Genomic DNA, 21,924 nt, shown 5'->3' on the forward strand with positions numbered 1-21,924 from the left:
AGAGGACGGCCGTTCCTTGCTCGTCTGGTCATAGACTCACCAATCCAGCTGCTTGGCGAGCGTGAGCTTGAAGGTGCGGCCCTTGCCGGCCGTGCCCGAGAGGAACTCGCGGTACTGTTCGTTGAAGATGTTGTCGACGCGGAAGTTGGTCTCGAAGCCCTTCAGCACTCCATCCTGCGGCTTCCAGGTCAGGAAGATGTCGTGCGTGGAAAAGGATGGCGTGGGCAGGCGCATGTTGGGCAGTTCGCTGACCCGATCCTGCCCGGCCACGAAGCGGCTCGTCCAGCCGAAGGACAGATCGCGATCGGGCATGCGACCGCCGACTGTGAAGGCAAATTCGTGCGGCGCCACGGTGTTCAGCGCCGTGTCGTTGAGCAGGTCTTCGCCGATCACATAGGAGTAGGCGGCATTGCCGAACACATAGTCCGAATCGTAGCCCAGCTCGACCTCGGCGCCGTAGATGCGGGCATGGCCGATGTTGGTGAAGCGCGGATTGGCAAGACGGCCGTTGTCGGTGATCAGGTCGGTGATGTCATTGTAGAAGCCCGTGGTCTTCAACTGCAGGGCATCGCCCTGCTGGGCCAGGTCGTAGAGCGAGACAGCGACGCCCGCTTCATAGTTGTTCGACAGCTCCTTCTTGAGGTCGGGTCTTCCGATCTGCGCCGTATCGAAAACTTCGTCGATGGTCGGCACGCGTTCCGTGTGGGCGATCGAACCGAACACCGCGAACATGTCGTTGAGCTTGTAGTGCGCTGCGATTTTGGGCGAGAAAGCCGTGTGATCCTTGGCCGTGGCAGCTGCGATGTCGGTTGGCTCTAGCCTTTGCCAATCAAGGCGCGCACCAGCGATGAGCGTCAGGCGCTCGTCCCAGATGAACTCGTTCTGCACGAAGGCGCCTGTGCCGGTGCGCTCGCCCTGTGGGTGCGTGCCGGACAGCGACTTCAGCGTGGTGCGCTCCTGGTAATTGCTCTGCGAGCCGACCGTCAGGTGGTTGACGAAATTGTCGCCTTCATAGTCGAAGGTGTTCTGGATGTTGAACTGATAGGTCTTGTAGCCGAACGTGCGATTGAGCGAGGCCAGGGTCGCATCCGACTGGTCGTTGACCGTGTCGGAGAAGGAGGCCTGTACCTTGAGGTCGAGCCAGGGATTGTCCGAGGCCGGGTTCTCATAGGAGATGATCGCCGTCTTGTCGGTGACCTTGCGATCGACAGTTCCGAAGCCGGGCGGAACGTCGATGCCGGTCTGGTTGTAGTATTGGTCGTCCTCGTCGGTCTGCCAATGCATGTAGGAGGCGCGCAGCGCCTGTTCGTTGTTGTCGCCGAAGCGGTAGGTTCCCTTGAGCAGGCCTGACGGCGCGCCGATCTCCGAACCGGGGATTTCGGTGCCATCGCCTGAGGTATACGCATTGGCGTAGCGGTAGTTGCCCGCGGCCAGGACCTCGAAATTGTCGTTCAGCCGGGTCGCCAGGATGGCCGATCCCAAGGCGCCTTCCGAATTCGAATCGAATGCGGTCTTGAGCCGCAGTGCACCCTTCTGACCGTCGGCCAGGAAGTCGGATGCGTCCTTGGTGGTGAAGTTGATCACGCCGCCCAGCGCGCCGGAGCCATAGAGCGTCGAGGACGCCGGCCCGCGCAGCACTTCCACGCGCTTGTAGAGTTCCGTGTCCGTGAACAGGCCACCCATGCGGTACTGCTCGTAGAATTTGGTCGCGCCATCGACATTGACGATGATGCGGCCTTCTTCGCCACCGCTTTCGGGGCCGCCGATGCCGCGGATGTTGAAGGTCTGGCCAAGCGTACGGTCCGAGCCGGATACGTTGACGCCGGGGATGGTCTTGACCAGTTCGCCGATGGTTTCGGCCTGCTTCTGGTCGATGTCTTCCTGGTTGATGACGGAAACCGACTGGGGCGTGTCGATTGCCACCTTTTCAGCGCCCGCACCAAAGATCAGCCGCTGCAAGATCGTTACGCGGCCCTTCTTATCCTGTTCATTCGTTTGCGCTTCCTGCGCATTGGCGGTGTGCAGTCCCACCAGCAACGCCATCGCCGCTCCGCCCAAAAGAGCAGCCTTGTTCCGAGCAACCAGCCCCATGTCCCAACTCCAAAAATGTCCCGTGCTGGCTCGCGTCGCGCTCGCTTGCATTTTTCGCCTGCCCGGTGCGTCTTAAATCTTGACTAAGTCACTCCGGTATTGCACTGACTAGTAAACATGAATGTGTGAGTCAACTAATAGATTTGCACATCATGGCCTCGACGGGCTGGTCCGGCGCGGCGAACGGACAAAGGAGTGCAATGAGATGAATTCGCACAATCCGAACCATTTCCGTTCCGGGCAATTTCGCCACGGATACCGCCGGCCGGAAGGCCAGGTTGCGGCACGCCCCATCGCCGGTTCGCTGGCGGTCAGGACGCTGACCAGCGATTCGCTGTTTCTCGGCGATTTCGAGATCGGCATCGACCATGGCGGTTCGCTCTACCGCCTGAAGATTACCCGACAGGGCAAACTCATTCTCAACAAGTAGGTGTTTCAAATGGACCAGCGCGTAAGGCCCAACCCAACCGAAATCAGGCGGGCGCGAACCGACAACCCGAAGATGCGCGAGCGCGACCTCGCCAGCCAGCTCGGCGTTTCCGAAGCTGAACTGGTCGCCGCGCATTGCGGCGAGGGTGTCGTTCGCATCGAACCGCGCGTCGCCGATTTTCTTGCAGGCCTCGAGGCGGTCGGCGAAGTCATGGCGCTGACCCGCAATGAAAGTGCCGTGCACGAGAAGATCGGCATCTACGACAAGGTCGTGCCGGGCAAGCAGGCATCAATGGTGCTGAGCGAAAACATCGACCTGCGCATTTTCCCGAACGCGTGGGCACATGGCTTTGCCGTGGAGAAACGCGACGGCGATGAAATCCGCCGCAGCCTGCAGTTCTTCGATGCGGCGGGCACGGCAGTGCACAAGGTGCATCTACGCCCCACGTCCAATCTCAGCGCCTATCAGAAGCTGGTGGAGACGCTGGGCACCGACAACCAGGATCCGGCGATCGCCATCGTTCCTTCGGTCGCCGAGAAGCCCGCCAATGACAGCTCGGCGAGTGTCGACGAATTGCGGCAGCGCTGGAGCACGATGACCGACGTGCATCAGTTCTTCGGCATCCTGCGCTCGCTCAAGCTCGGACGCCAGCAGGCCATGCGCATGGTCGGCCGCGACTATGCCTGGACGCTCGACAGGGAAGCGCTGCCGACCATGTTCAATCAGGCCGCGGCAAGCGAGCAGCCGATCATGTGCTTCGTCGGCAATCATGGCTGCATCCAGATTCACTCGGGGCCGGTGAAGAACATCAAGCCGATGGGGCCGTGGATCAACGTGCTTGACGAGACCTTCCACCTGCACCTCAGGCTCGATCACGTCCAGGAGCTCTGGGCGGTGCGCAAGCCAAACACGGATGGGCACGTCACCTCGATCGAGGCCTATGACGCCAATGGCGAGATGATCATCCAGTTCTTCGGCAAGCGGAAGGAAGGCCAGGGCGAGCGCGAGGATTGGCGCAACCTTGTCCAGCAATTGCCCAGCGCCCCGCAGCAGAGCGCGGCGTAAGGAGGATGGCGATGTCGATTACCCACTCGCTGGCGCGTGCGGTAGCGTTAGGCTTTTCGGTCCTGCTTGCGACGACTGTCGCAGGCATGTCTGCCGAAGGAGCAGACGTGCTGCCAGATCGCTCGCGGGTCGCCGCGGTCGGCGGCTCGATCACCGAGATCGTCTATGCGCTCGGCGAGCAGGGCGCATTGGTCGCGCGCGACTCAACGAGCGTCTATCCCGAAGCGGCATTGAAGCTTCCCGACGTCGGCTACATGCGCCAGCTGTCGCCTGAAGGCGTCCTGTCGGTCAATCCGTCGGGCATCCTGGCGCTTGAGGGCAGCGGGCCGAAGGAGGCGCTCGATGTCCTGAAAAAGGCGAGCGTTCCCTTCATTTCCGTTCCAGAAGGCTTCACCCACCAGGGCATCGTCGACAAGATCCGTATCGTCGGCAAGGCGCTCGGCGCCGATGCCAAGGCTGAAACGCTTGCGACCGATGTCGACAAGCAGCTCAGCGACGCCGAAGCGCTGACCAAGGCCATTCCGCAGGGCGAGCGCAAGCGCGTGCTGTTCATCCTGAGCCTGCAGGGCGGCAAGATCCTTGCGTCGGGCAACAGCACCGCGGCCGACGGCATCATCGCCTTGGCCGGCGGGGTCAATGCTGTCGAAGGCTTCTCCGGCTACAAGCAACTGACCGACGAAGCAGCGATCACCGCCAAGCCCGACATCATCCTGATGATGGACCGCGAAGGTGAGCTCGCCATCGACAATGCCGACCTCTATGCTCATCCGGCGATCGCATCGACGCCGGCCGGCCAGAACAAGCAAGTCATCCGCATGGACGGCGCCTACCTGCTCGGCTTCGGCCCGCGCACTGCCGGCGCCGTGAAGGATCTGGTCGTTGCGCTCTATGGCGACGCGGTCAAGAAATAAGGTCGACGCTGTGGTGGATGAAACGATCGCCGGCGTGGCCGGCGTGAACCAGGGCGACCGCTACGTCAGTGGCGACCGCTCGGGCAGGGCGTTGTTCGTCATTGGCGCTTTGACGGTGGCCCTGGTGGTGACGGCGCTGGTCAGCCTGACCTGGGGCGCGTCCGACGCTTCGGCACTGGGTCTCGTCAGCAACTGGCTGTTCGGTGCTGTGCCCGGCCAGGAGGCCTTGTCGGCGCGCGACAGCATCATCGTCTATGACATTCGCCTGCCGCGGGTCATTCTGGGCATGCTGGTGGGCGCGGCGCTCGCCGTTTCCGGAGCGGTGATGCAAGGCCTGTTCCGCAACCCGCTCGCCGATCCCGGCCTGGTCGGCGTGTCCGCAGGTGCGGGCCTCGGCGCGGTGTCGGTGATCGTGCTGGGCGGAACATTTCTTGCGCCGTTCACGGCGCTGCTGGGCAGCTACGCGCTGCCGCTCGCCGCGTTTGCCGGTGGCCTTGTTACGACGATCATCCTCTATAACGTCGCGACGCGGCAGGGCCGCACGTCGATCGCCACCATGCTGCTGGCCGGCATTGCACTTGGTGCGATGGCGATCGCGCTGACCGGCATCCTCGTCTACATGGCCGACGACCGGCAGCTGCGCGACCTGACCTTCTGGCAGCTTGGCTCGCTCGCCGGTGCGACGTGGCTGAAGATCGTCGCCGCAGGGCCGATCATCGCACTTGCGCTCGCAGCTACGCCGTTCATGGCCAAGGGCCTCAATGCGCTGGCGCTGGGCGAGGCGACGGCTAGCCATCTCGGTGTTCCGGTACAACGGCTGAAATATGTGGCGATCGTAGCCGTCTCGGCGGCCATCGGCGCCTCGGTGGCGGTCAGCGGCGGCATCGGCTTCATCGGCATCGTCGTACCGCATCTGCTGCGCCTGGCGATCGGCCCGGACAACCGCTACCTGCTGCCGGCTTCCGCGCTTCTGGGTGCTTGCCTGCTGCTGCTCGCGGATGCCGTCAGCCGCACCATCGTGGCACCCGCTGAACTGCCGATCGGCATCGTCACGGCTGCCGTCGGTGGCCCGTTCTTCCTGTGGATACTGCTGCGCAAGCGCGGCATCGTCGATCTTTGACGGCGTCGCTGCAGAGGCATTGTAAGGGTAATAAGATGATCGAAGCGCGCCAGGTTTCAGTGTCCATCGGCAGCAAGCGCATCGTCAGCGATGTCGATTTCACCGTCCGCCCGGGCGAACTGGCGGCGATCGTCGGACCCAACGGCTCCGGCAAGACGACCTTCCTGAAGGCGCTGACGGGCGAACTCGCCTATACCGGCGACGTTTCGCTCAACGGCCGTAACGCCGTCTCGCTCAAGCCATGGGAGGCAGCTGGCATACGCGCCGTGCTGCCGCAGTCGACTGCGCTTTCCTTCCCCTTCACCGTCCGCGAGATCGTTAAGCTCGGCGTGACCGGCGGCAGGTCGGGCGTGTTGCGCGGCGAGGACGGCCGGCTTCCCGAGCGGGCGCTGGCGCGTGTCGATCTCGAGGGTTTTGCCGGCCGGTATTACCAGGAGCTCTCCGGCGGCGAGCAGCAGCGCGTGCAACTCGCCCGCGTTTTGTGCCAGGTGTGGGCACCCGTGCTGGACGGTCAGGCACGCTACCTGTTCCTCGACGAGCCGGTATCCAGCCTCGACATCAAGCACCAGCTGATCATCATGAACATCGCCCGCGATTTCGCGCGGCGTGGCGGCGGGGTGGTCGCCATCCTGCACGACCTCAATCTGACGGCTATGTATGCCGATCAGATTTGCGTCATGCATCGGGGCAGGTTGGCCGCAGCAGGTTCGCCGCAAGAGGTGCTGAGCGACGATCTGATCGAGAAGGTTTTCGGCTGCCGCCTGCGTGTCGGTGCCGTGCCTGCAGCCAATGTACCTTTCGTGCTGCCACAGTCGGCTGCCGCCTGAACTTCACATACCTCGTCAGCGCAGCCGATGCCGGCTTGATGGCCGCCGGTCAGGGCAACAATCGGGCTATTCTGGACGCTTGATATCGAATCGGTGAACGCCGTGTTCGGTCTTTGCCGTCTTGTGTGAACGCTGGTTCCGGCCGATCTATCCAAAATCGCAACAGCCGTGTTGGCCGGAGAATGGATTTTGGAACCGACACGTCGCAAACTGGTGGGCAGCGCTGCACTCCTTGCACTGGGAGCAACCGCAGGCGTTGGCCGCACGGAGCCCAAGATGAGCAACATTCCCTTTGCCGCGACGACGCCGATCAGCGTTTCCCGCGTCGGCCTGAAGGCGCGCGACGCCGTGGCGCTGGCGAATTTCTATCGCGACGTCGTCGGCCTGCAGGAGCTTGGCCGCGACGGCGAGACAATCACGCTTGGTGCCAGTAGCAGGGCGCTGCTCGACATCGAGGCCGACAAGGCGGCGCAGCCGGACGACCCGCGCAGCGCGGGCCTGTTCCACACTGCGTTCCTGCTGCCGACACGCGCGGACCTCGGGCGCTGGATCAAGCATGCCATCGACAAGCGCATCCCGGTCGACGGCGCATCCGACCACCTTGTCAGCGAGGCGCTTTATCTCACCGATCCCGAGGGCAACGGCATCGAGATCTATTCCGACAGGCCGCATGAGCGCTGGAAATGGACCGGCTCGCAGGTCGACATGGCAACCGAGCAACTGGACATCGCTTCGATCGTGGCCGATGCCGGCGACGCCGGCTGGCAGGGGGCGCCCGACAACAGCATCGTCGGCCACGTCCATCTGCGGGTGGGCGATCCGGCGCTTGCAGCGGAATGGTGGAACAAGGAGTTCGGCTTCGACACGGTGGCAAAATACGGCAGCAGCGCCGTGTTCCTGTCGTCCGGCGGCTACCACCACCATATCGGCGCCAACTCCTGGCAGAGCCCGCGCGCAGGCAAGCGCGACTTGTCGCGCACCGGGCTTGCCTGGGTTGAAATGCGCTCGGCCGACGCCACGACGGAAACCAGCCGCGAGGATGCCTGGGGCACCGTCATTCGTACCGTTCCCGGACTGCCGGGCTGATCGACGATCCGACTCGAGAAATAGCGTGAACAGCGAGAGCGGCCGGCAACGGCCGCTCTTTTCGCATAGACGCTGCTGGCAGTGCGTCTTGCGCCCCAGCTGTTTTTACGAAATATCCCCCTTCAATGGCGTGTGCCACAATGACTGCACCGCACTAGAATTGAAGGACGAACCCCGATGGGCATTCACGAACAGGACGCGCTGTCCGAGCCGGAAGGGATTTCCTTTCCGCTCTACCGTGATGCGCCGTCTTCGGTGGAGTTCAACAAGCTGCGCAAGCGGCTGCTCAGACTGACCCGCCAGGCGATCGAGGACTATGCCATGGCAAAGCCCGGCGAGCGCTGGCTGGTGGCGCTGTCGGGCGGCAAGGATTCCTACGGGCTGCTGGCGGTCCTGCTCGATCTCAAATGGCGCGGCCTGCTGCCGATCGACCTGCTCGCCTGCAACCTCGACCAGGGCCAGCCGAACTTCCCCAAGAACGTGCTGCCGGACTATCTCAACGCCAACGGCATCGCCCACCGCATCGAGTACCGCGACACCTACTCGGTGGTCACCGACAAGATCGCCGAGGGCAACACCTATTGTTCGCTGTGCTCGCGGCTCAGGCGTGGCCATCTTTACCGCATCGCGCGGGAGGAGGGCTGTTCGTCGCTGGTGCTCGGCCACCACCGCGAGGATATCCTCGAGACCTTCTTCATGAACATGTTCCATGGCGGCCGGCTCGCCGCCATGCCGCCCAAGCTGATGAACGACGACGGTGACGTCATGGTGCTGAGGCCGCTGGCCTTGTGCGCCGAGGCCGACATGGCCAAGTTCGCCGACGGCATGAAGTTCCCGATCATCCCGTGCGACCTGTGCGGCAGCCAGGAAGGGCTTCAGCGCAACGCCATGAAGGCGATGCTCGACGACATCGAAAAGCGCATGCCGGGCCGCAAGGACACGATGCTGCGGGCGCTTGCCAACACGCGCCCGTCGCACCTGCTCGACCGCAAGCTGTTCGACTTTGCGAGCCTGTCGCCGGCTCAGTGAACGTCGGTCACGACCGGCTTGACGTCATGCTGGCCGCGGAACAGCTTGCCGCGTTCGGCAATAAGCACCATCACGAGGCCAAATGCAGCCACACCGCAAAACCCGGCCGCCAGGGGCGTGGTCGTGCCGTCGAACGACTGGCCGATCGCGGCGCCGATCAGGCCGCCGCCCATCGTCTGCATGAAGCCCTGGACCGACGAGGCCGTACCGGCGATGTGGCCGAGAGGCTCCATGGCGATGGAGTTGAAGTTCGAGCCGATCCAGCCGAACTGGAACATTGCCAGCGCAAACAGCACGATGAAGGCTGCAAACGGCACCGGCCCCGTCAGCGACCAGGCGAACCAGACCGCGCTCACCAGCAAGAAGCCGATCAGCGCGCCATGCGACAGCCGCCGCATGCCGAGACGCACCACCAGTCGTGAGTTGAGGAACGACGACAGCGACATCATGCCGGCAATTGCCGCGAAGACGACCGGGAACCAGACGCCAAGGCCGTAGATGCCGACATAGACCTGCTGTGCCGAATTGATGAAGCCGAACAGCGAGCCGAAGACGACCATCGAGGCGAGCGTGTACCATAGCGACATGCGCGTGGTCAGCACGGTACGGAAGGCTTGTGCCACCGACAGCAAGGACAGCGGCCGCCGGTCTTCAGGGTGCATCGTTTCCGGCAGGCGGATTGCCGCCCACAGCATGATGGCCATTGCCGAAAGCGCCATGACGATGAAGATCATGTGCCATTCCGCAAACAGCATGATGATCTGGCCAATGCCCGGCGCCACGACCGGAACGATCATGAACACCATGAAGACAAGTGACATGATCTCGGCCATCTGCCGCCCGCCGAAGCGATCGCGGATGATCGAGACGGCGATTACCCGGGTCGAAGCCGCACCGACACCCTGGACGAAGCGCAGGGCCAGCAAGGTCTCGAAGGTTGGGGCGAAGGCCGCAGCGAAGGCCGCGAGCACATAGACGCCCAGGCCGAACATCAGCGGCGCACGCCGACCGAAGCGGTCGGAGATCGGGCCGTAGCCGAGCAGCGCGAGCGCGAGGCCGGCGAAATAGGCGGTGACCACATACTGCCGGTGGTTTTCGTTCTCGACGCCGAGGCTGGCGCCGATCTCCTGCAGGCCGGGTAGCATGATGTCGATTGCCAGCGCATTCACGGCCATCAGGGCTGCGGCGAGTGCGATGAATTCCCAACGCGGAATCGGGAATACGCCCTGCTGGGCGCTCGGGGAGACTTTCTGTTCCATTGAGGAATCCAATTCAAACGGAAATGCGCCGGCAAGCCGGCGCATTTGCCACAAATGGGACCCCGGAACAGGCCGGAGCCGGTACTTTTTAGGTCAGGCGGCGCCCTTGACGCTGACGCCCTTCTCCTGAAGGAACGACTGCAATTCGCCGGCCTGGAACATCTCGCGGATGATGTCGCAGCCGCCCACGAACTCGCCCTTGACGTAAAGCTGCGGGATCGTCGGCCAGTTGGAATAGTCCTTGATGCCCTGGCGAAGTTCGTTCGAGGTCAGGACGTTGACGCCCTTATAGTCGACACCGAGATAGTCGAGAATCTGTGCGACCTGGCCGGAAAAGCCGCATTGCGGAAAACCGGGCGTGCCCTTCATGAAAACCACGACATCCTGGCTCTTCACTTCGCTATCGATGTATTCGTTGATTCCGCTCATGGCGACCTAAACCTCAAATCTGGCCGGAGTGACGTTCCGGCAATGTTCGTTAGACTGCTAGCACTTGCTACTATGTGGTTCAAGAGTCGAGCTTTCCAAGCGGCTTGTCGACCCGAAAACCAGGATGCGGGGACTCGGGCAATTGCGCCGCTGTTCTGCAGGCTAGGCGCGGCGCCGAACCTTCGATCTCGACCGTACCGTGCGCTTGCGGCTCGTCTGCTTCTTGGCTGGCCTCAAAAGCTTCTCGGTCTGGCGCAGCGTCGCCGAGCTGGTCGACGTCGTGCGCTTGCGCCTGCGGGTCCGCTTCGACGTGCCTGTGGTCTTTTTCAGGATGTCCTTCAGCGCACCGTCGACGACGCCTTCGACAAGATCGGAAATGAAGGACATGGGCTGGCTCGCAGGTTCTCGGGTCGGACTGGCCGATGAATAAAAGACCGCCCGGCCGATGTCGAGACGGCTACTTGATTGCCCGCACGCAGATGAAGGCGGGCGAGAAGTTCAATTCTTCGAAATGCACGGGGTCGGCCGCTTCCATTTGCGCGACGGGCAGTGGTTCGACAAAGCGATCGAGCCGCCAGCCGGCATCGGCCAAGCCATTTAATATGTCCTGCAAAGGGCGTCGATAGGATTCGACATACGGCTTGGGGAGGCCGAATCCGCCCCAATGCAGGCCCCAGAGATTGGTGGCGAAGTAGTTGGCGTCACCACGAGCGCGGAGATCGGCCCAATCGCGCATCGGATGGCCCATCGAAAAGACAAGGTGGCCTCCCGGTCGTGCAATCCGGTGGAACTCGGCGAATACCGGCTTGAGGTCCTCGACATAGTCCAGCGCCAGCGAGCACAGGATCGCGTCGGCGCTGTCGCTGGAAAGCCAGTCGAGCGGCTTGCCCAGGTCGCCTTCGCGGATATCGACGTCGAGACCGGCGCAACGCTTCCGTGCCAAATCGAGCATTTCGGGCGTGACGTCGAAGGCGCGGACGCGAGCACCGCTGCGGGCCAGCTTCTCCGTGCAGATTCCGGAGCCACAGCCGGCGTCGACCACGTCGAGTCCGGCAACATCGCCCAACAGCGAAAGCGAGGCCGGTCGCTCGTAGAGCGCATTGTGCGGCTTGGTCGGCGCGGCAGCGTCATACCGCTCGGCGAAGGAGCCATAGGCGCGCCGCGCAATCTGCTCGCTTTCGGGAGAGGCGGGGCGGCGCGACATTGTTGGCAAGGCCCGGCGGCCTTACTCCGGAATGCTTGTCTGCAGGGCGAGCGCATGCAGCACACCGCCCATGTTGCCCTTCAGCGCATCGTAGACCATCTGGTGCTGCTGCACGCGGGTCTTGCCGCGGAAGCTTTCAGACACGACCTCGGCGGCATAGTGGTCGCCATCGCCGGCGAGGTCGCGAATGGTCACCTTGGCGTCCGGAATGCCTTCCTTGATCAGTTTTTCGATGTCGTGGGCATCCATTGCCATGTCGGTATTCCTACTCAGTTATTCATGAACCGAGGGAACCAGGATTCGTGAGCCGAGGTCAACTCGTCCACGCTCACGGCCCGTGCCTCGCCCAACTTCAGTTCCTTGCCGCCGGTCGTCCCGATCCACGGAGCGTGGATGCCGAGCGCCTTGGCTTCATTCCACAACTCCTGCATGTCGGCCGACTTCGGGTCAAGCTTGACGGTGACAAGGTAGCGGCCCTGGTCTTCGCCGAAGAACACCGGGATCGGATTGGTGCCGCTGAGGCCGGGAATAGTGGCGCCGATGCCCGAAGCCATCGCCATTTCGGCCAGAGCCACCGCCAGGCCGCCGTCGGACAGGTCGTGGACCGCCGTCGCCGTGCCGTTGCGGATCAGCTTGCGGACGAAATCGCCGGCCTTCTTCTCGTGCTCGAGGTCGACTGCCGGTGGTGGGCCGTCGGTGCGGCCGTGCACGTCGCGCATGTAGATCGACTGCGCGAGGTGGCTGCCCCATTGGGCCGGGCCGCCGACCAGCAGGATCACTTCGCCTTCACGGGCGAAACAGGCCTTGGCCATCTTCGACCAGTCGTCGATGAGGCCGACACCGCCGATGGTCGGCGTAGGCAGGATGCCCTGGCCATTGGTCTCGTTGTACAGCGACACGTTGCCTGAAACGATCGGGAAGCCGAGCGCGCGGCAGGCATCGCCGATACCAGACACTGCCTTGACGAACTGGCCCATGATCTCGGGGCGTTCGGGATTGCCGAAGTTGAGATTGTCTGTTGCAGCCAGCGGCAGGGCACCGGTCGCCGTCAGGTTGCGCCAGCATTCGGCCACCGCCTGCTTGCCGCCCTCGTAAGGATCGGCCTCGCAATAGCGCGGCGTCACGTCCGACGAGAACGCCAGCGCCTTGGTGGCATGGCCCTCGACACGCACCACGCCGGCGTCACCGCCCGGGCGCTGTAGCGAGTTGCCCTGGATCATCGTGTCATACTGCTCATAGACCCAGCGGCGCGACGACAGGTCGGGCCCGTCCAACATCTTCAGCAGTGCATCGGCGACATCGGCCTGCGGCACATCATCGGCGGCCAGCGGCGCGCGCGCTGTCGGCTCGACCCAAGGGCGATCATATTCGGGCGCTTCGTCGCCGAGTTCCTTGATCGGCAGGTTGGCAACCTCGACACCCTGGTGGAGGACACGGAAGCGCAGGTCGTCGGTGGTCTTGCCGACGATGGCGAAGTCGAGGCCCCACTTGACGAAGATCGCCTCGGCTTCTTCTTCCTTTTCGGGCCGCAGCACCATGAGCATGCGCTCCTGGCTTTCCGACAGCATCATCTCGTAGGCGCTCATGCGCTCTTCGCGCACCGGCACCTTGTCGAGGTCGAGCTCGATTCCGAGATCGCCCTTGGCGCCCATCTCGACGGCTGAGCAGGTCAGACCGGCAGCACCCATGTCCTGGATGGCGATGACGGCGCCCGAAGCCATCAGCTCGAGGCATGCTTCCAGCAGGCACTTCTCGGTGAACGGGTCGCCGACCTGCACGGTCGGGCGCTTTTCGTCGATCTTGTCGTCGAATTCGGCCGAAGCCATGGTCGCGCCGCCGACGCCGTCGCGTCCGGTCTTGGCGCCGAGATAGACCACGGGCAAGCCGACGCCCTTGGCCTGCGACAGGAAGATGCCATCGGTCTTGGCGAGGCCCGCGGCAAAGGCATTGACCAGGATGTTGCCGTTGTAGCGGGCATCGAAATTGACCTCGCCGCCGACGGTCGGCACGCCGAAGGCATTGCCGTATCCGCCGACGCCGGCGACCACGCCCGACACCAGGTGGCGGGTCTTGGGGTGGTCAGGCGCGCCGAAGCGCAGCGCGTTCATGGACGCCACCGGCCGCGCGCCCATGGTGAAGACGTCGCGCAAGATCCCGCCCACGCCGGTCGCAGCACCCTGGTAGGGCTCGATGTATGAGGGGTGGTTGTGGCTCTCCATCTTGAAGACCACGCAGTCACCGTCGCCGATGTCGACCACGCCGGCGTTTTCGCCCGGGCCCTGGATGACGACGTCGCCCTTGGTCGGCAGCGTACGCAACCACTTCTTCGAGGATTTGTACGAGCAATGCTCGTTCCACATCGCCGAAAAGATGCCGAGCTCGGTGAAGCTCGGCTCGCGCCCGACAAGGTCGAGTATGCGCTGGTACTCGTCCGGCTTGAGCCCGTGCGAGGCGATGAGTTCGCCGGTGATCTTCACGTCGTTCTGAATGGTCATCGGTTTTCCCGTCAGTTCGGCCTTGCGGCCTTCCTAAAGCTTGAAATGCCGTGGTCCGCAACAACCGCGATGACGCACAGCACAAGAAACAGCAGGGTCATCATCAGCGACGTCAGCGCGACGCTCGTTGCACCCTTGGTGGCGATGTCGAGGAACGGGTAGGGGACCTCGCCCGCAATCGGCGCCCGTGCCAGGGCATAGATAAGATAGAGCACCGGATAGGCAACCCAATAGGGGATGTCGCTCCATCTGGCCGAACCATCCGCACCGGCGGCCAACCACCAGGCGAGATAGAGGATCGGGGTGACGTAGTGCAGCAGCACGTCGCAGAGCAGGAACAGGCCCTCAGGCTGCCAGAGCGGCGCCAGGATCGTGACGTAGACGATCATCACCAGCGCAATGGCGACGGCCACGCCGCCACGCGCGCCCGCGCCGGCAAACAGGCCGAGCAGCCCGGATTTCGCGTCGCGCAGCGCCTGCAGATACACCAGAACAGCGCCGATATTGGTCAGGATGGTGAAGAAGCTGAAATAGAACACGACCGAGCCGAGCACGGTGCGGCCGGCGGCAATCGACGCCGGCATGGTGATCGCAAACTGCAGCGTCAGTGCGACCAGACCGATCGCCAGACCCGCAAATTGCAGGAACCGTGCCATGCCTCAGGCGGTTCCGCCGCAGGAGGCGTCGCCGGTGCGCCAGCGGTTGATGTCGGAGCCGATACGCGCGCCGAGCGCCTCGTCCATCAGCGGGCCGAACACCTCGACCTGGCTGGAGGCGCCACGGGCCTGCACCACCAGCAGCGGGCGGGCGCCATATTGCTTGGCTGGTACCAGCAAGAAGCGCGGCGTACCGCCGAAATTGTTGAGTTCATTGGCCATCTGGTACTTCTTGAAGGCCGGGTCCTTGCTGGCAAACCAGCATCTGTGCGCGGCGATGGCCACCTGTTCCATCGAGCGCAGCGACGAGCTCTTGCCCGAGCCCGAGGGGGCTGGTGTCTTCGGGCCGGAGTTGCAGGCGGCGAGGCCGATGACAGCGGCTGTTGCCGCCAGAATCCGGATTGACTTCATTCGCCGATGCCCGCCTTTTGTGATGGATGACTGGAGAGAATGCCGGACGTTTGCCGCTCAGGCCGCCTTGGAAAGGCCGAGCGCACTTTCGAACAAGGCGCGGCCGTCTTCGCCGCCATGTGCTGCCTCGATCAGGTTTTCCGGATGTGGCATCAAGCCGAGCACGTTGCCCTTGTCATTGATGATGCCGGCGATGTCGTTGACCGAACCGTTCGGGTTGGTGCCCTCGGCGTAGCGGAAAACCACCTGGCCTTCGCCTTCGATGCGCTTCAGCGTATCCGGATCGGCGAAATAGTTGCCGTCGTGGTGCGCCACCGGGCAGCGGATGACCTGGCCGGCCGAATAGTTGCGGGTGAAGGCCGTGTTGGCGTTGGCGATCTCGAGCTTGACCTCGCGGCAGACGAACTTGAGCGACGTGTTGCGCATCAAGGCGCCGGGCAGCAGGCCGGCCTCGACCAGGATCTGGAAGCCGTTGCAGACGCCCACGACCTGCACGCCCTTGGCGGCCTTCTCGGCCACCGCGCGCAGCACCGGCATGCGAGCAGCAATCGCCCCGCAGCGCAGGTAGTCGCCGAAGGAGAAGCCACCGGGAATGGCGATCAGGTCGACTTCGGGAATCTCGGTGTCCGTCTGCCAGACGGTGACGGGCGCCTTGCCCGAAATCTTGGTCAGCGCCGCGATCATGTCGCGATCGCGGTTCAGGCCAGGGAGGAGGACGACAGCTGATTTCATTTCGGTTCGTAAGGCCTCTGGGGTTCGGCAAGTTCACGCAATTCTAGGCGACGCTCGATGCGCTCGAGCCGCTCGTCGTGGCGCGCGAGAACACCGTAGATATTGTGGATGTCACTCTGAATCCCGACCATGTGGCCGCGAATGACATTCAGTTCCCTTTTGACCTCGGACACATCCTGGCGAAGTTCGGACAGGTCGTGATTCATCCGCTTCAGCAGTTCGTACACCAGGTCGTTGGTGACTTCTGCCACTACACCCTCCGATGCAACCTCAGATAAGCGTCACACTATAATTCTCAATCACCGTGTTCGCCAGAAGCTTCTCGCACATGGCATTGAGGTCAGCTTCCGCTTTGGCCTTGTCTGCGCCTTCTATCTCGACGTCGAAGACCTTGCCCTGGCGCACCGAGCCGACACCGCCGAAGCCGAGGCCGTCGAGCGCATGTTCGATCGCCTTGCCTTGCGGGTCGAGCACGCCGTTCTTGAGGGTGACGGTGACGCGGGCCTTGATCACGGGCATTTCACTCCGGGGTCGAAATTGGAAAACTTTCGGGCGCGAAGTTACTCGCGCCCGTGGTTGATGCTTCAGTGCTTGACGAGGACCGGGCCGGTCGGGCGCGGGGTCTCGTTTTCGTTCATGATGCCGAGGCGGCGTGCCACTTCCTGGTAAGCCTCGACCAGTCCGCCCATATCGCGGCGGAAACGGTCCTTGTCGAGCTTGTCCTGGGTGGCGACGTCCCACAGGCGGCAGCTGTCCGGCGAAATCTCGTCGGCAACCACGATGCGCATCATGTCGCCCTCGAACAGGCGGCCGCATTCGATCTTGAAATCGACGAGCTGGATGCCGACACCCATGAACAGGCCGGAGAGGAAGTCGTTGACGCGGATGGCGAGTGCCATGATGTCATCGATTTCCTGCGGGCTTGCCCAGCCGAACGCGGTGATATGCTCTTCCGAGACCATCGGGTCGTCGAGCGCGTCGGCCTTGTAGTAGAACTCGATGATCGAGCGCGGCAGCACGGTGCCTTCTTCGATGCCGAGGCGCTTGGCCAGCGAGCCGGCGGCGACGTTGCGCACCACGACCTCGAGCGGGATGATCTCGACTTCCTTGATCAGCTGCTCGCGCATGTTGAGCCGGCGGATGAAGTGGGTCGGAATGCCCATCCGGTTCAGATGGTTGAAGATGTGCTCGGAAATGCGGTTGTTGAGCACACCCTTGCCGTCGACGACCTCATGCTTCTTCTTGTTGAAGGCGGTGGCGTCGTCCTTGAAAAACTGGATCAGGGTGCCCGGCTCGGGGCCTTCATAAAGGATCTTGGCCTTGCCTTCGTAAATGCGGCGGCGATTCTTCATTTGAATGATTCTCTGGTTGGAAGGGTGGACGGCAAGCTACCGGTCCCTTTCTCACGCCGCAAAGCCGCGGCGGCTGTGGGTTTCAAGGCCGGTCTCTATCTTAATCGGACACATTGCTCAATCATCATTTCCCGCCAATCAACTCCTTTTGGTACGGAAATGCCGCACCGCACACGCAAACAGAGCAAAAGAGAGATATTGACCGGGCGGCGGGCTTTTGGTTTGAGGAAGTCGATATCATATGCACCGGAAGTCGAATCGATTTCCCACTCCCTGGAGGATTGCCATGAGCAACATGAAGGACCGCGAAGAAGGTTTTGAGCGCAAATTCGTCTTTGACGAAGAGCTGCGTTTCAAGGCGAATGCGCGGCGCAACAAGGCGCTCGGTCTCTGGGCGGCTGAAAAGCTTGGCAAATCGGGCGCCGATGCAGAGGCCTATGCGAAGGAAGTCGTCGTTTCCGACATCGAGGAAGCCGGCGATCATGACGTGTTCCGCAAGGTCCGTGCCGACTTCGATGCTGCTGGCGTTGACCAGTCCGACCATCAGATCCGCCGCACCATGGACGAACTGATGGCCCAAGCGATCGAGCAGATCAAGAATACCTGATTTTCCCAGTGTCGCTGGGCCAACGAACCGCCCGGATTCCGGGCGGTTTTTGTTTGCGACTTCGGTCGCTTCCGGGTGAAATGACGCCCGATCAGGAGAGAAAAAATGTCGCTTGCCGAGAGACTGAACGCCAACGAGACCATTATCACCGCCTGGTCGGGCGTGCCCGATGCGTTGACCGTCGAAATACTTGCCGGGCAGGGGTTTGATGCCGTCACCCTCGACATGCAGCATGGCGGCCACAACGAAGACAGCGTGTTGCGCTCGTTGGCTCCGGTCCTGCGCGCAAACAAGCATGCAATCGTCCGGGTTCCGGTCGGTCGCTTCGATATGGCGAGCCGTGCGCTCGACTTCGGCGCAGAGGCCGTCATCGCGCCGATGGTCAATTCGGTGGAGGACGCGCAACGCTTCGCTGCCGCGATGAAGTATCCGCCGTTGGGCGAGCGTTCCTGGGGGCCGACCTTCGCTGCGCCCCGCCAGGGCAGCAAGGACCCTGCCAAGTGGCTCAGGGAGAGCAACGCCCGCACCGTCTCTTTTGCGATGGTCGAGACGCATGCCGCGGTCGCAGCTCTCGATGACATCCTGTCGACTCCCGGTATCGACGGCATTTTTGTCGGGCCCGGCGACTTTTCCATCGCCTGGACCAACGGCGAGACGATCAACGGGACGCTCGAAGGCATGATGGAAACGGTGGCTGAAGTCGCCAAGCGCACGCGGGCCGCCGGCAAGCATGCCGGCATCTATGTCACCGATCCGAAGATCGCCGGGCGCTTCGTCGATATGGGCTTCCAGCTGCTCGCCACCGGCTCGGAGCACCAGCTGATCTCGACCGGCGCCGCCGGCCTGCTGGCCGATCTCAGGAAATCGCTCGGCTGACGACTGGTCGTCAGCCTTCCAGGCGCGACAGGAACTGAGCGAATACCATCGATCCCTCCGGCCACGGCCCGTGGCCGGAATCCGAATTGATGTGACCGGATTCGCCGGCATCGACGAACATCGACCCCCAGGCGGCCGCGATGTCTTCCGCGACATCGAGTGCGCAGTAGGGATCGTTGCGGCTGGCGATCACCACCGAGGGAAACGGCAGCGGATCGCGCGGGTAGGGGCCGAAGGTCATCATGTGTTTCGGCTTGATGGCTGGGTTGGAAACATCGGGCGGGGCAACAAAGAACCCACCGGCAACACGTTTCGTGAACCCCGGAATGGCGTGGATGGCGGTTGGGATGCCAAGCGAGTGCGCAACCAGAACGACCGGCCGTTCGGCCGCGTTCACCGCGTCGATGACTTTTGCCGTCCAGTCCTCACGTAGCGGCTTCGACCACTCGTCCTGCTCGACGCGGCGCGCGGTCGACAGTTTTTCCTCCCAACGGCTCTGCCAGTGGGTGGGCCCGGAATTGGTGTATCCGGGGACGATGATGATTTCGGCGTCCTTGACTTTCATGCCGCGCATGTAGCGATCCGGCTGCGCCGGTGCAACCACTCCGAACCACCTTCGCGGCCGGAAGATTGCGATACCGGTCTCGCGCTAGCCGGCCAGCGCGTGCGGCTCGGGAAAATGGATGCCGAGCAGATCGCGCATGTTGGGACGTGCGGCGACCAGATCGGCGATCGTGTAGCGGGCCAGGACCTCGAAAAACGCATTCAGCGCCTCACGAAGCGCAGAATTGAGCCCGCAGCTGTCGACCAGCGGGCATTCGGCCGCGTCGGTCTCGAAGCATTCCGCCATGGCAAAGCTCTCTTCGGTGACACGTACCACGTCGAACAGCGAAATCTGATCGGCAGGCTTGGCCAGTCGCACGCCGCCATTGCGGCCGCGGACGGTTTGCACCAGCTTGGCTTCGACCAGCGGCTGCAGGATCTTGAACAGGAACAGCTCCGACACCGTGTAGGCAGCGGCGATCTCGGGGACCCGGCTCAGTCGGCCCTCATTGGCCGCGCAATACATCAGGATGCGCATGGCGTAGTTGGTTTGGCGGGTAAGGCGCATTGGTGATTCCTCGCTGTGGCGCGGACGGGCTTCTTATATGGCCTACACCTTAGAACAATTCCAGACAAGCGATCTCAAGAATCTGGACAAGATATATCAAGAAACCGCGCTGCGGTCCCGCATCTGGCGCAAGCCAGCCCTGCATTCCTGATCGGGCTCACGGGTTGAAGTTGTTGCTGCATTGCACAATATTGGTGGCGTCGGGAGTCGAAGACTCTGGGGAGGAACCCAAGAGGACTACGACATGGAACAGATCAAACATGCCCAACGGCCGCTGACGGGGATCATCCGCCAGCTCAGGCCATCCGATCTGCCCCGCTTTGCCGAACATCTCCTGAGACTGGACGCCCAGAGCCGGCGCGACCGCTTCAATGGCCTGACCGACGACGGTTTTCTCCGGTCATATGCCGAGCGCAGTTTCCACGACGGCGTGACTGTCATTGCCTATGTCGAGGGCGACAAGGTTCTGGGCGCTGCCGAACTGCATGAACGCCCCGAGGAGCGCGAGCCGACGGCGGAGATCGCCTTCAGTGTCGAGCGCCAGTTGCAGCACAGAGGAATCGGCGGCCGCCTGTTCCGGCGGATCATCGCCCAGGCGAAGGGGCTCGCCTATACGCGGCTGCAGGTGACCACGCACGCCAACAATTCGGCGATGAAGGCCCTGGCCCGGCGCTTCAACGCCAAGCTGAGCTTCGCACAGGGCGAGACCAACGGCATCATAGAACTCGACGCGAACGGAGCGGCCGATCCTGATTTGGGATTTTTCGCCCCGGCCGATTTCGGACGGCGCAACGTCGGCAAGGCCATCGCCGCCTAATTCAGCTTTTCGAATTGAAGCGGCGAAAGCCGTCGCCGATATAGTTCCTGTGATGAACAGGGAAGGCGACCGATGTCCTCACCGCAAAGCCAGGCCCTTCCGGCCGGCATGACACCTTCCGCCAATGCCGTCGATGTCGAAAAGCTGGCAGCGCTGCGCAGGACCAAGTTTCTAGCGACTGCCGCCCTGGTCGTGTGCGTTTGCGTGTTCGCGATCGCAAAGTCGCTGCAAGGACGCTGGCCCTGGCTTGGCTTTGTCGCCGCCTTCGCCGAGGCCGCCACCATAGGCGGCCTGGCGGACTGGTACGCCGTCGTCGCCCTGTTCAAACGGCCGCTAGGACTGCCGATACCGCACACGGCCATTATTCCCTCCAACCAGAACCGGATCGCCGAAAATCTCGGCCGCTTCATCGAGACCAACTTTCTGGCGCCCGAGCCGGTGCGGCAGAAGCTGAAGGAAGTGGATTTTGCTGCGCTCGTCGCCGACTGGCTGTCGGACCGCAGCCGAGCGGAAGCGTTGTCGCGCTTCGTCGGCCGGCTGGTGCCGCAGATGCTGCAGGCGATCGAAGGATCCGGCCTGCGCGAGTTCGCCACGCGCCGCATGCTCGATCGCCTCGGCAAGATCGAGGTGGCGCCGTTGGCAGCGGAGTTGCTGTCAGCATTCACCGACGATCGCCGGCATCAACGCCTTTTGGACGAGTTCACCAAGATCATCGGCAATTTCTTGAGCGACGAGCAGGCGCTGGCCGTGCTGCGCGAAAAGATCAGGGAGGAACTGCCGTCCGTCTTCAACCTGTTCCGCGCCGATGCCTATCTGCTCAAGCGCATCGTCTCGTCCGCAGCCACACTGCTGGAAGAGGTCAGGGCCGATCCCGACCATCCGCTGCGCGGCGAGTTCGACCGCTTCGTCCACGGCTTCATCGATCAACTTCGCCATTCGCCCGACTATGCCAAGCGCGCCGAACAGGTGAAGCGCAATTTCCTTGCCCGTCCCGAACTGCGCGGGCTGGCACTCGACGTATGGAAGAGCATGCGCGGCTTCATCGAGCAGGATGTCGCATCGTCGGATTCGATGACACGAAAGCACCTGACCAACCTGTTCGTCGAGGTTGGGCAGAATCTGGCGCGCGATCCGCAGATCCGCGCCGACATGAATGCCGGTTTCGTGGTCGCGCTTGCCTCCTTCGTCGAGAGCCAGAAGAGCGGCGTCTCCAGCTTCATTGCCGAACAGGTCAAGCGCTGGGACCTTGGCCAGTTGACCCGGCTGATGGAGATCAACATCGGCCGGGACCTGCAGTATATCCGTTTCAACGGCATGCTGATCGGCGGCCTTGCGGGCCTTGTGCTCTATTGTGCTGAACTGCTCCTGGTGGCGAATTGACCATGCCCGTGGCTTCTCTATTCTGACACTTGCGAC

At 62.9% G+C, this 21,924-nt stretch carries 26 protein-coding genes; 11 read left to right on the forward strand and 15 right to left on the reverse strand.

Annotation, left to right across the window (positions count from 1 at the left end; genetic code table 11):
* Positions 1-36: 36 nt before the first annotated feature.
* A complete protein-coding gene (locus CO731_RS15260) occupies positions 37-2,091 on the reverse strand; it encodes a TonB-dependent receptor (RefSeq protein ID WP_108607850.1) in 2,055 nt (684 codons plus the stop codon).
* A gap of 205 nt (positions 2,092-2,296) precedes the next feature.
* On the opposite strand from CO731_RS15260, the gene hemP reads away from it, so the two are divergent.
* The 7 genes from hemP to ttcA all read left to right on the forward strand — a co-directional run bounded on the left by hemP (position 2,297) and on the right by ttcA (position 8,559).
* Positions 2,297-2,521, forward strand: a complete 225-nt coding sequence (gene hemP, locus CO731_RS15265; protein WP_055969023.1) for a hemin uptake protein HemP — start codon at positions 2,297-2,299, stop codon at positions 2,519-2,521.
* Positions 2,522-2,530: 9 nt separating this feature from the next.
* Complete coding sequence (locus CO731_RS15270) at positions 2,531-3,586, forward strand: ChuX/HutX family heme-like substrate-binding protein (RefSeq protein WP_108607851.1); 1,056 nt, start codon at positions 2,531-2,533, stop codon at positions 3,584-3,586.
* 86 nt (positions 3,587-3,672) lie between these two features.
* Entirely contained in the window at positions 3,673-4,497 is an 825-nt protein-coding gene (locus CO731_RS15275; RefSeq protein ID WP_245439875.1) for an ABC transporter substrate-binding protein, read from the forward strand.
* Between the two features lie 10 nt (positions 4,498-4,507).
* The gene (locus tag CO731_RS15280) at positions 4,508-5,617 is read left to right on the forward strand and encodes an iron ABC transporter permease (protein WP_108609864.1); all 1,110 of its coding nucleotides are present in this window, start codon (positions 4,508-4,510) and stop codon (positions 5,615-5,617) included.
* 35 nt (positions 5,618-5,652) lie between these two features.
* Positions 5,653-6,444: a heme ABC transporter ATP-binding protein gene (locus CO731_RS15285; RefSeq protein WP_108607853.1), complete on the forward strand. Its 792-nt coding sequence runs from the start codon at positions 5,653-5,655 to the stop codon at positions 6,442-6,444.
* A 276-nt stretch (positions 6,445-6,720) separates the two neighbouring features.
* Positions 6,721-7,530: a VOC family protein gene (locus CO731_RS15290; RefSeq protein ID WP_108609865.1), complete on the forward strand. Its 810-nt coding sequence runs from the start codon at positions 6,721-6,723 to the stop codon at positions 7,528-7,530.
* A gap of 177 nt (positions 7,531-7,707) precedes the next feature.
* On the forward strand, positions 7,708-8,559 hold the full coding sequence (gene ttcA, locus CO731_RS15295) for a tRNA 2-thiocytidine(32) synthetase TtcA (protein WP_108607854.1): 852 nt from the start codon (positions 7,708-7,710) through the stop codon (positions 8,557-8,559).
* On the opposite strand, the gene CO731_RS15300 is transcribed toward ttcA, so the two are convergent.
* From CO731_RS15300 to purC, 12 genes are all read right to left on the reverse strand, one after another.
* Entirely contained in the window at positions 8,553-9,818 is a 1,266-nt protein-coding gene (locus CO731_RS15300) for a multidrug effflux MFS transporter (RefSeq protein WP_199914475.1), read from the reverse strand. The genes ttcA and CO731_RS15300 overlap by 7 nt on opposite strands.
* A gap of 93 nt (positions 9,819-9,911) precedes the next feature.
* Positions 9,912-10,247 (reverse strand): Grx4 family monothiol glutaredoxin, encoded by a 336-nt coding sequence (grxD, locus tag CO731_RS15305; protein WP_108607855.1) that lies wholly within the window; start codon positions 10,245-10,247, stop codon positions 9,912-9,914.
* A 162-nt stretch (positions 10,248-10,409) separates the two neighbouring features.
* The gene (locus CO731_RS15310; RefSeq protein ID WP_108607856.1) at positions 10,410-10,634 is read right to left on the reverse strand and encodes a hypothetical protein; all 225 of its coding nucleotides are present in this window, start codon (positions 10,632-10,634) and stop codon (positions 10,410-10,412) included.
* Between the two features lie 70 nt (positions 10,635-10,704).
* Positions 10,705-11,451: a class I SAM-dependent methyltransferase gene (locus tag CO731_RS15315; RefSeq protein ID WP_108607857.1), complete on the reverse strand. Its 747-nt coding sequence runs from the start codon at positions 11,449-11,451 to the stop codon at positions 10,705-10,707.
* A 21-nt stretch (positions 11,452-11,472) separates the two neighbouring features.
* Positions 11,473-11,706 (reverse strand): BolA family transcriptional regulator, encoded by a 234-nt coding sequence (locus CO731_RS15320; protein ID WP_108607858.1) that lies wholly within the window; start codon positions 11,704-11,706, stop codon positions 11,473-11,475.
* A 14-nt stretch (positions 11,707-11,720) separates the two neighbouring features.
* Positions 11,721-13,946: a phosphoribosylformylglycinamidine synthase subunit PurL gene (gene purL / locus CO731_RS15325; RefSeq protein WP_108607859.1), complete on the reverse strand. Its 2,226-nt coding sequence runs from the start codon at positions 13,944-13,946 to the stop codon at positions 11,721-11,723.
* Between the two features lie 11 nt (positions 13,947-13,957).
* Positions 13,958-14,602: a Pr6Pr family membrane protein gene (locus CO731_RS15330; protein WP_108607860.1), complete on the reverse strand. Its 645-nt coding sequence runs from the start codon at positions 14,600-14,602 to the stop codon at positions 13,958-13,960.
* A gap of 3 nt (positions 14,603-14,605) precedes the next feature.
* The gene (locus tag CO731_RS15335) at positions 14,606-15,013 is read right to left on the reverse strand and encodes a hypothetical protein (RefSeq protein WP_108607861.1); all 408 of its coding nucleotides are present in this window, start codon (positions 15,011-15,013) and stop codon (positions 14,606-14,608) included.
* Positions 15,014-15,070: 57 nt separating this feature from the next.
* The gene (gene purQ, locus CO731_RS15340; protein ID WP_108607862.1) at positions 15,071-15,745 is read right to left on the reverse strand and encodes a phosphoribosylformylglycinamidine synthase subunit PurQ; all 675 of its coding nucleotides are present in this window, start codon (positions 15,743-15,745) and stop codon (positions 15,071-15,073) included.
* Positions 15,742-15,996, reverse strand: a complete 255-nt coding sequence (locus CO731_RS15345; protein ID WP_108607863.1) for a hypothetical protein — start codon at positions 15,994-15,996, stop codon at positions 15,742-15,744. The genes purQ and CO731_RS15345 overlap by 4 nt, the downstream gene beginning before the upstream one ends.
* 19 nt (positions 15,997-16,015) lie before the next feature.
* Positions 16,016-16,258 (reverse strand): phosphoribosylformylglycinamidine synthase subunit PurS, encoded by a 243-nt coding sequence (gene purS / locus CO731_RS15350; protein WP_108609867.1) that lies wholly within the window; start codon positions 16,256-16,258, stop codon positions 16,016-16,018.
* Between the two features lie 71 nt (positions 16,259-16,329).
* Positions 16,330-17,097 carry a phosphoribosylaminoimidazolesuccinocarboxamide synthase gene (gene purC, locus CO731_RS15355; protein ID WP_108607864.1) on the reverse strand — a complete coding sequence of 256 codons (768 nt, stop codon included), beginning with the start codon at positions 17,095-17,097 and terminating at the stop codon, positions 16,330-16,332.
* Positions 17,098-17,383: 286 nt separating this feature from the next.
* Here purC and CO731_RS15360 point away from each other — a divergent pair, with 286 nt between their 5' ends.
* Positions 17,384-17,704, forward strand: coding sequence for a DUF1476 domain-containing protein (locus tag CO731_RS15360; RefSeq protein ID WP_108607865.1), 321 nt, complete (start codon positions 17,384-17,386; stop codon positions 17,702-17,704).
* A gap of 105 nt (positions 17,705-17,809) precedes the next feature.
* On the forward strand, positions 17,810-18,580 hold the full coding sequence (locus CO731_RS15365) for an HpcH/HpaI aldolase/citrate lyase family protein (RefSeq protein WP_108607866.1): 771 nt from the start codon (positions 17,810-17,812) through the stop codon (positions 18,578-18,580).
* Positions 18,581-18,590: 10 nt separating this feature from the next.
* On the opposite strand, the gene CO731_RS15370 is transcribed toward CO731_RS15365, so the two are convergent.
* Positions 18,591-19,145: an alpha/beta hydrolase gene (locus CO731_RS15370; RefSeq protein ID WP_108609868.1), complete on the reverse strand. Its 555-nt coding sequence runs from the start codon at positions 19,143-19,145 to the stop codon at positions 18,591-18,593.
* 84 nt (positions 19,146-19,229) lie between these two features.
* Positions 19,230-19,691, reverse strand: coding sequence for an iron-responsive transcriptional regulator RirA (rirA, locus tag CO731_RS15375; RefSeq protein WP_108607867.1), 462 nt, complete (start codon positions 19,689-19,691; stop codon positions 19,230-19,232).
* Positions 19,692-19,935: 244 nt separating this feature from the next.
* On the opposite strand from rirA, the gene CO731_RS15380 reads away from it, so the two are divergent.
* On the forward strand, positions 19,936-20,508 hold the full coding sequence (locus CO731_RS15380) for a GNAT family N-acetyltransferase (RefSeq protein WP_108607868.1): 573 nt from the start codon (positions 19,936-19,938) through the stop codon (positions 20,506-20,508).
* Positions 20,509-20,616: 108 nt separating this feature from the next.
* Positions 20,617-21,888, forward strand: coding sequence for a DUF445 domain-containing protein (locus CO731_RS15385; protein ID WP_108609869.1), 1,272 nt, complete (start codon positions 20,617-20,619; stop codon positions 21,886-21,888).
* Positions 21,889-21,924: the final 36 nt, after the last annotated feature.

It is taken from the genome of Aminobacter sp. MSH1 (genome assembly GCF_003071665.1).
In the GTDB taxonomy this organism is placed as follows: domain Bacteria; phylum Pseudomonadota; class Alphaproteobacteria; order Rhizobiales; family Rhizobiaceae; genus Aminobacter; species Aminobacter niigataensis.

Bases quoted from the DNA above. Each gene is read 5' to 3' on its own strand.
- CO731_RS15290 (WP_108609865.1), top strand. From the start codon at position 6,721: ATGAGCAACATTCCCTTTGCCGCGACGACGCCGATCAGCGTTTCCCGC.
- CO731_RS15260 (WP_108607850.1), bottom strand. From the start codon at position 2,091: ATGGGGCTGGTTGCTCGGAACAAGGCTGCTCTTTTGGGCGGAGCGGCG.
- CO731_RS15285 (WP_108607853.1), top strand. From the start codon at position 5,653: ATGATCGAAGCGCGCCAGGTTTCAGTGTCCATCGGCAGCAAGCGCATC.
- CO731_RS15360 (WP_108607865.1), top strand. From the start codon at position 17,384: ATGAGCAACATGAAGGACCGCGAAGAAGGTTTTGAGCGCAAATTCGTC.
- CO731_RS15320 (WP_108607858.1), bottom strand. From the start codon at position 11,706: ATGGCAATGGATGCCCACGACATCGAAAAACTGATCAAGGAAGGCATT.
- grxD (WP_108607855.1), bottom strand. From the start codon at position 10,247: ATGAGCGGAATCAACGAATACATCGATAGCGAAGTGAAGAGCCAGGAT.
- ttcA (WP_108607854.1), top strand. From the start codon at position 7,708: ATGGGCATTCACGAACAGGACGCGCTGTCCGAGCCGGAAGGGATTTCC.
- CO731_RS15300 (WP_199914475.1), bottom strand. From the start codon at position 9,818: ATGGAACAGAAAGTCTCCCCGAGCGCCCAGCAGGGCGTATTCCCGATT.
- CO731_RS15385 (WP_108609869.1), top strand. From the start codon at position 20,617: ATGACACCTTCCGCCAATGCCGTCGATGTCGAAAAGCTGGCAGCGCTG.
- CO731_RS15370 (WP_108609868.1), bottom strand. From the start codon at position 19,145: ATGAAAGTCAAGGACGCCGAAATCATCATCGTCCCCGGATACACCAAT.
- hemP (WP_055969023.1), top strand. From the start codon at position 2,297: ATGAATTCGCACAATCCGAACCATTTCCGTTCCGGGCAATTTCGCCAC.
- CO731_RS15380 (WP_108607868.1), top strand. From the start codon at position 19,936: ATGGAACAGATCAAACATGCCCAACGGCCGCTGACGGGGATCATCCGC.
- purL (WP_108607859.1), bottom strand. From the start codon at position 13,946: ATGACCATTCAGAACGACGTGAAGATCACCGGCGAACTCATCGCCTCG.
- rirA (WP_108607867.1), bottom strand. From the start codon at position 19,691: ATGCGCCTTACCCGCCAAACCAACTACGCCATGCGCATCCTGATGTAT.
- CO731_RS15270 (WP_108607851.1), top strand. From the start codon at position 2,531: ATGGACCAGCGCGTAAGGCCCAACCCAACCGAAATCAGGCGGGCGCGA.
- purC (WP_108607864.1), bottom strand. From the start codon at position 17,097: ATGAAGAATCGCCGCCGCATTTACGAAGGCAAGGCCAAGATCCTTTAT.
- purQ (WP_108607862.1), bottom strand. From the start codon at position 15,745: ATGAAATCAGCTGTCGTCCTCCTCCCTGGCCTGAACCGCGATCGCGAC.
- CO731_RS15315 (WP_108607857.1), bottom strand. From the start codon at position 11,451: ATGTCGCGCCGCCCCGCCTCTCCCGAAAGCGAGCAGATTGCGCGGCGC.
- CO731_RS15365 (WP_108607866.1), top strand. From the start codon at position 17,810: ATGTCGCTTGCCGAGAGACTGAACGCCAACGAGACCATTATCACCGCC.
- CO731_RS15330 (WP_108607860.1), bottom strand. From the start codon at position 14,602: ATGGCACGGTTCCTGCAATTTGCGGGTCTGGCGATCGGTCTGGTCGCA.
- CO731_RS15335 (WP_108607861.1), bottom strand. From the start codon at position 15,013: ATGAAGTCAATCCGGATTCTGGCGGCAACAGCCGCTGTCATCGGCCTC.
- CO731_RS15310 (WP_108607856.1), bottom strand. From the start codon at position 10,634: ATGTCCTTCATTTCCGATCTTGTCGAAGGCGTCGTCGACGGTGCGCTG.
- CO731_RS15275 (WP_245439875.1), top strand. From the start codon at position 3,673: ATGTCTGCCGAAGGAGCAGACGTGCTGCCAGATCGCTCGCGGGTCGCC.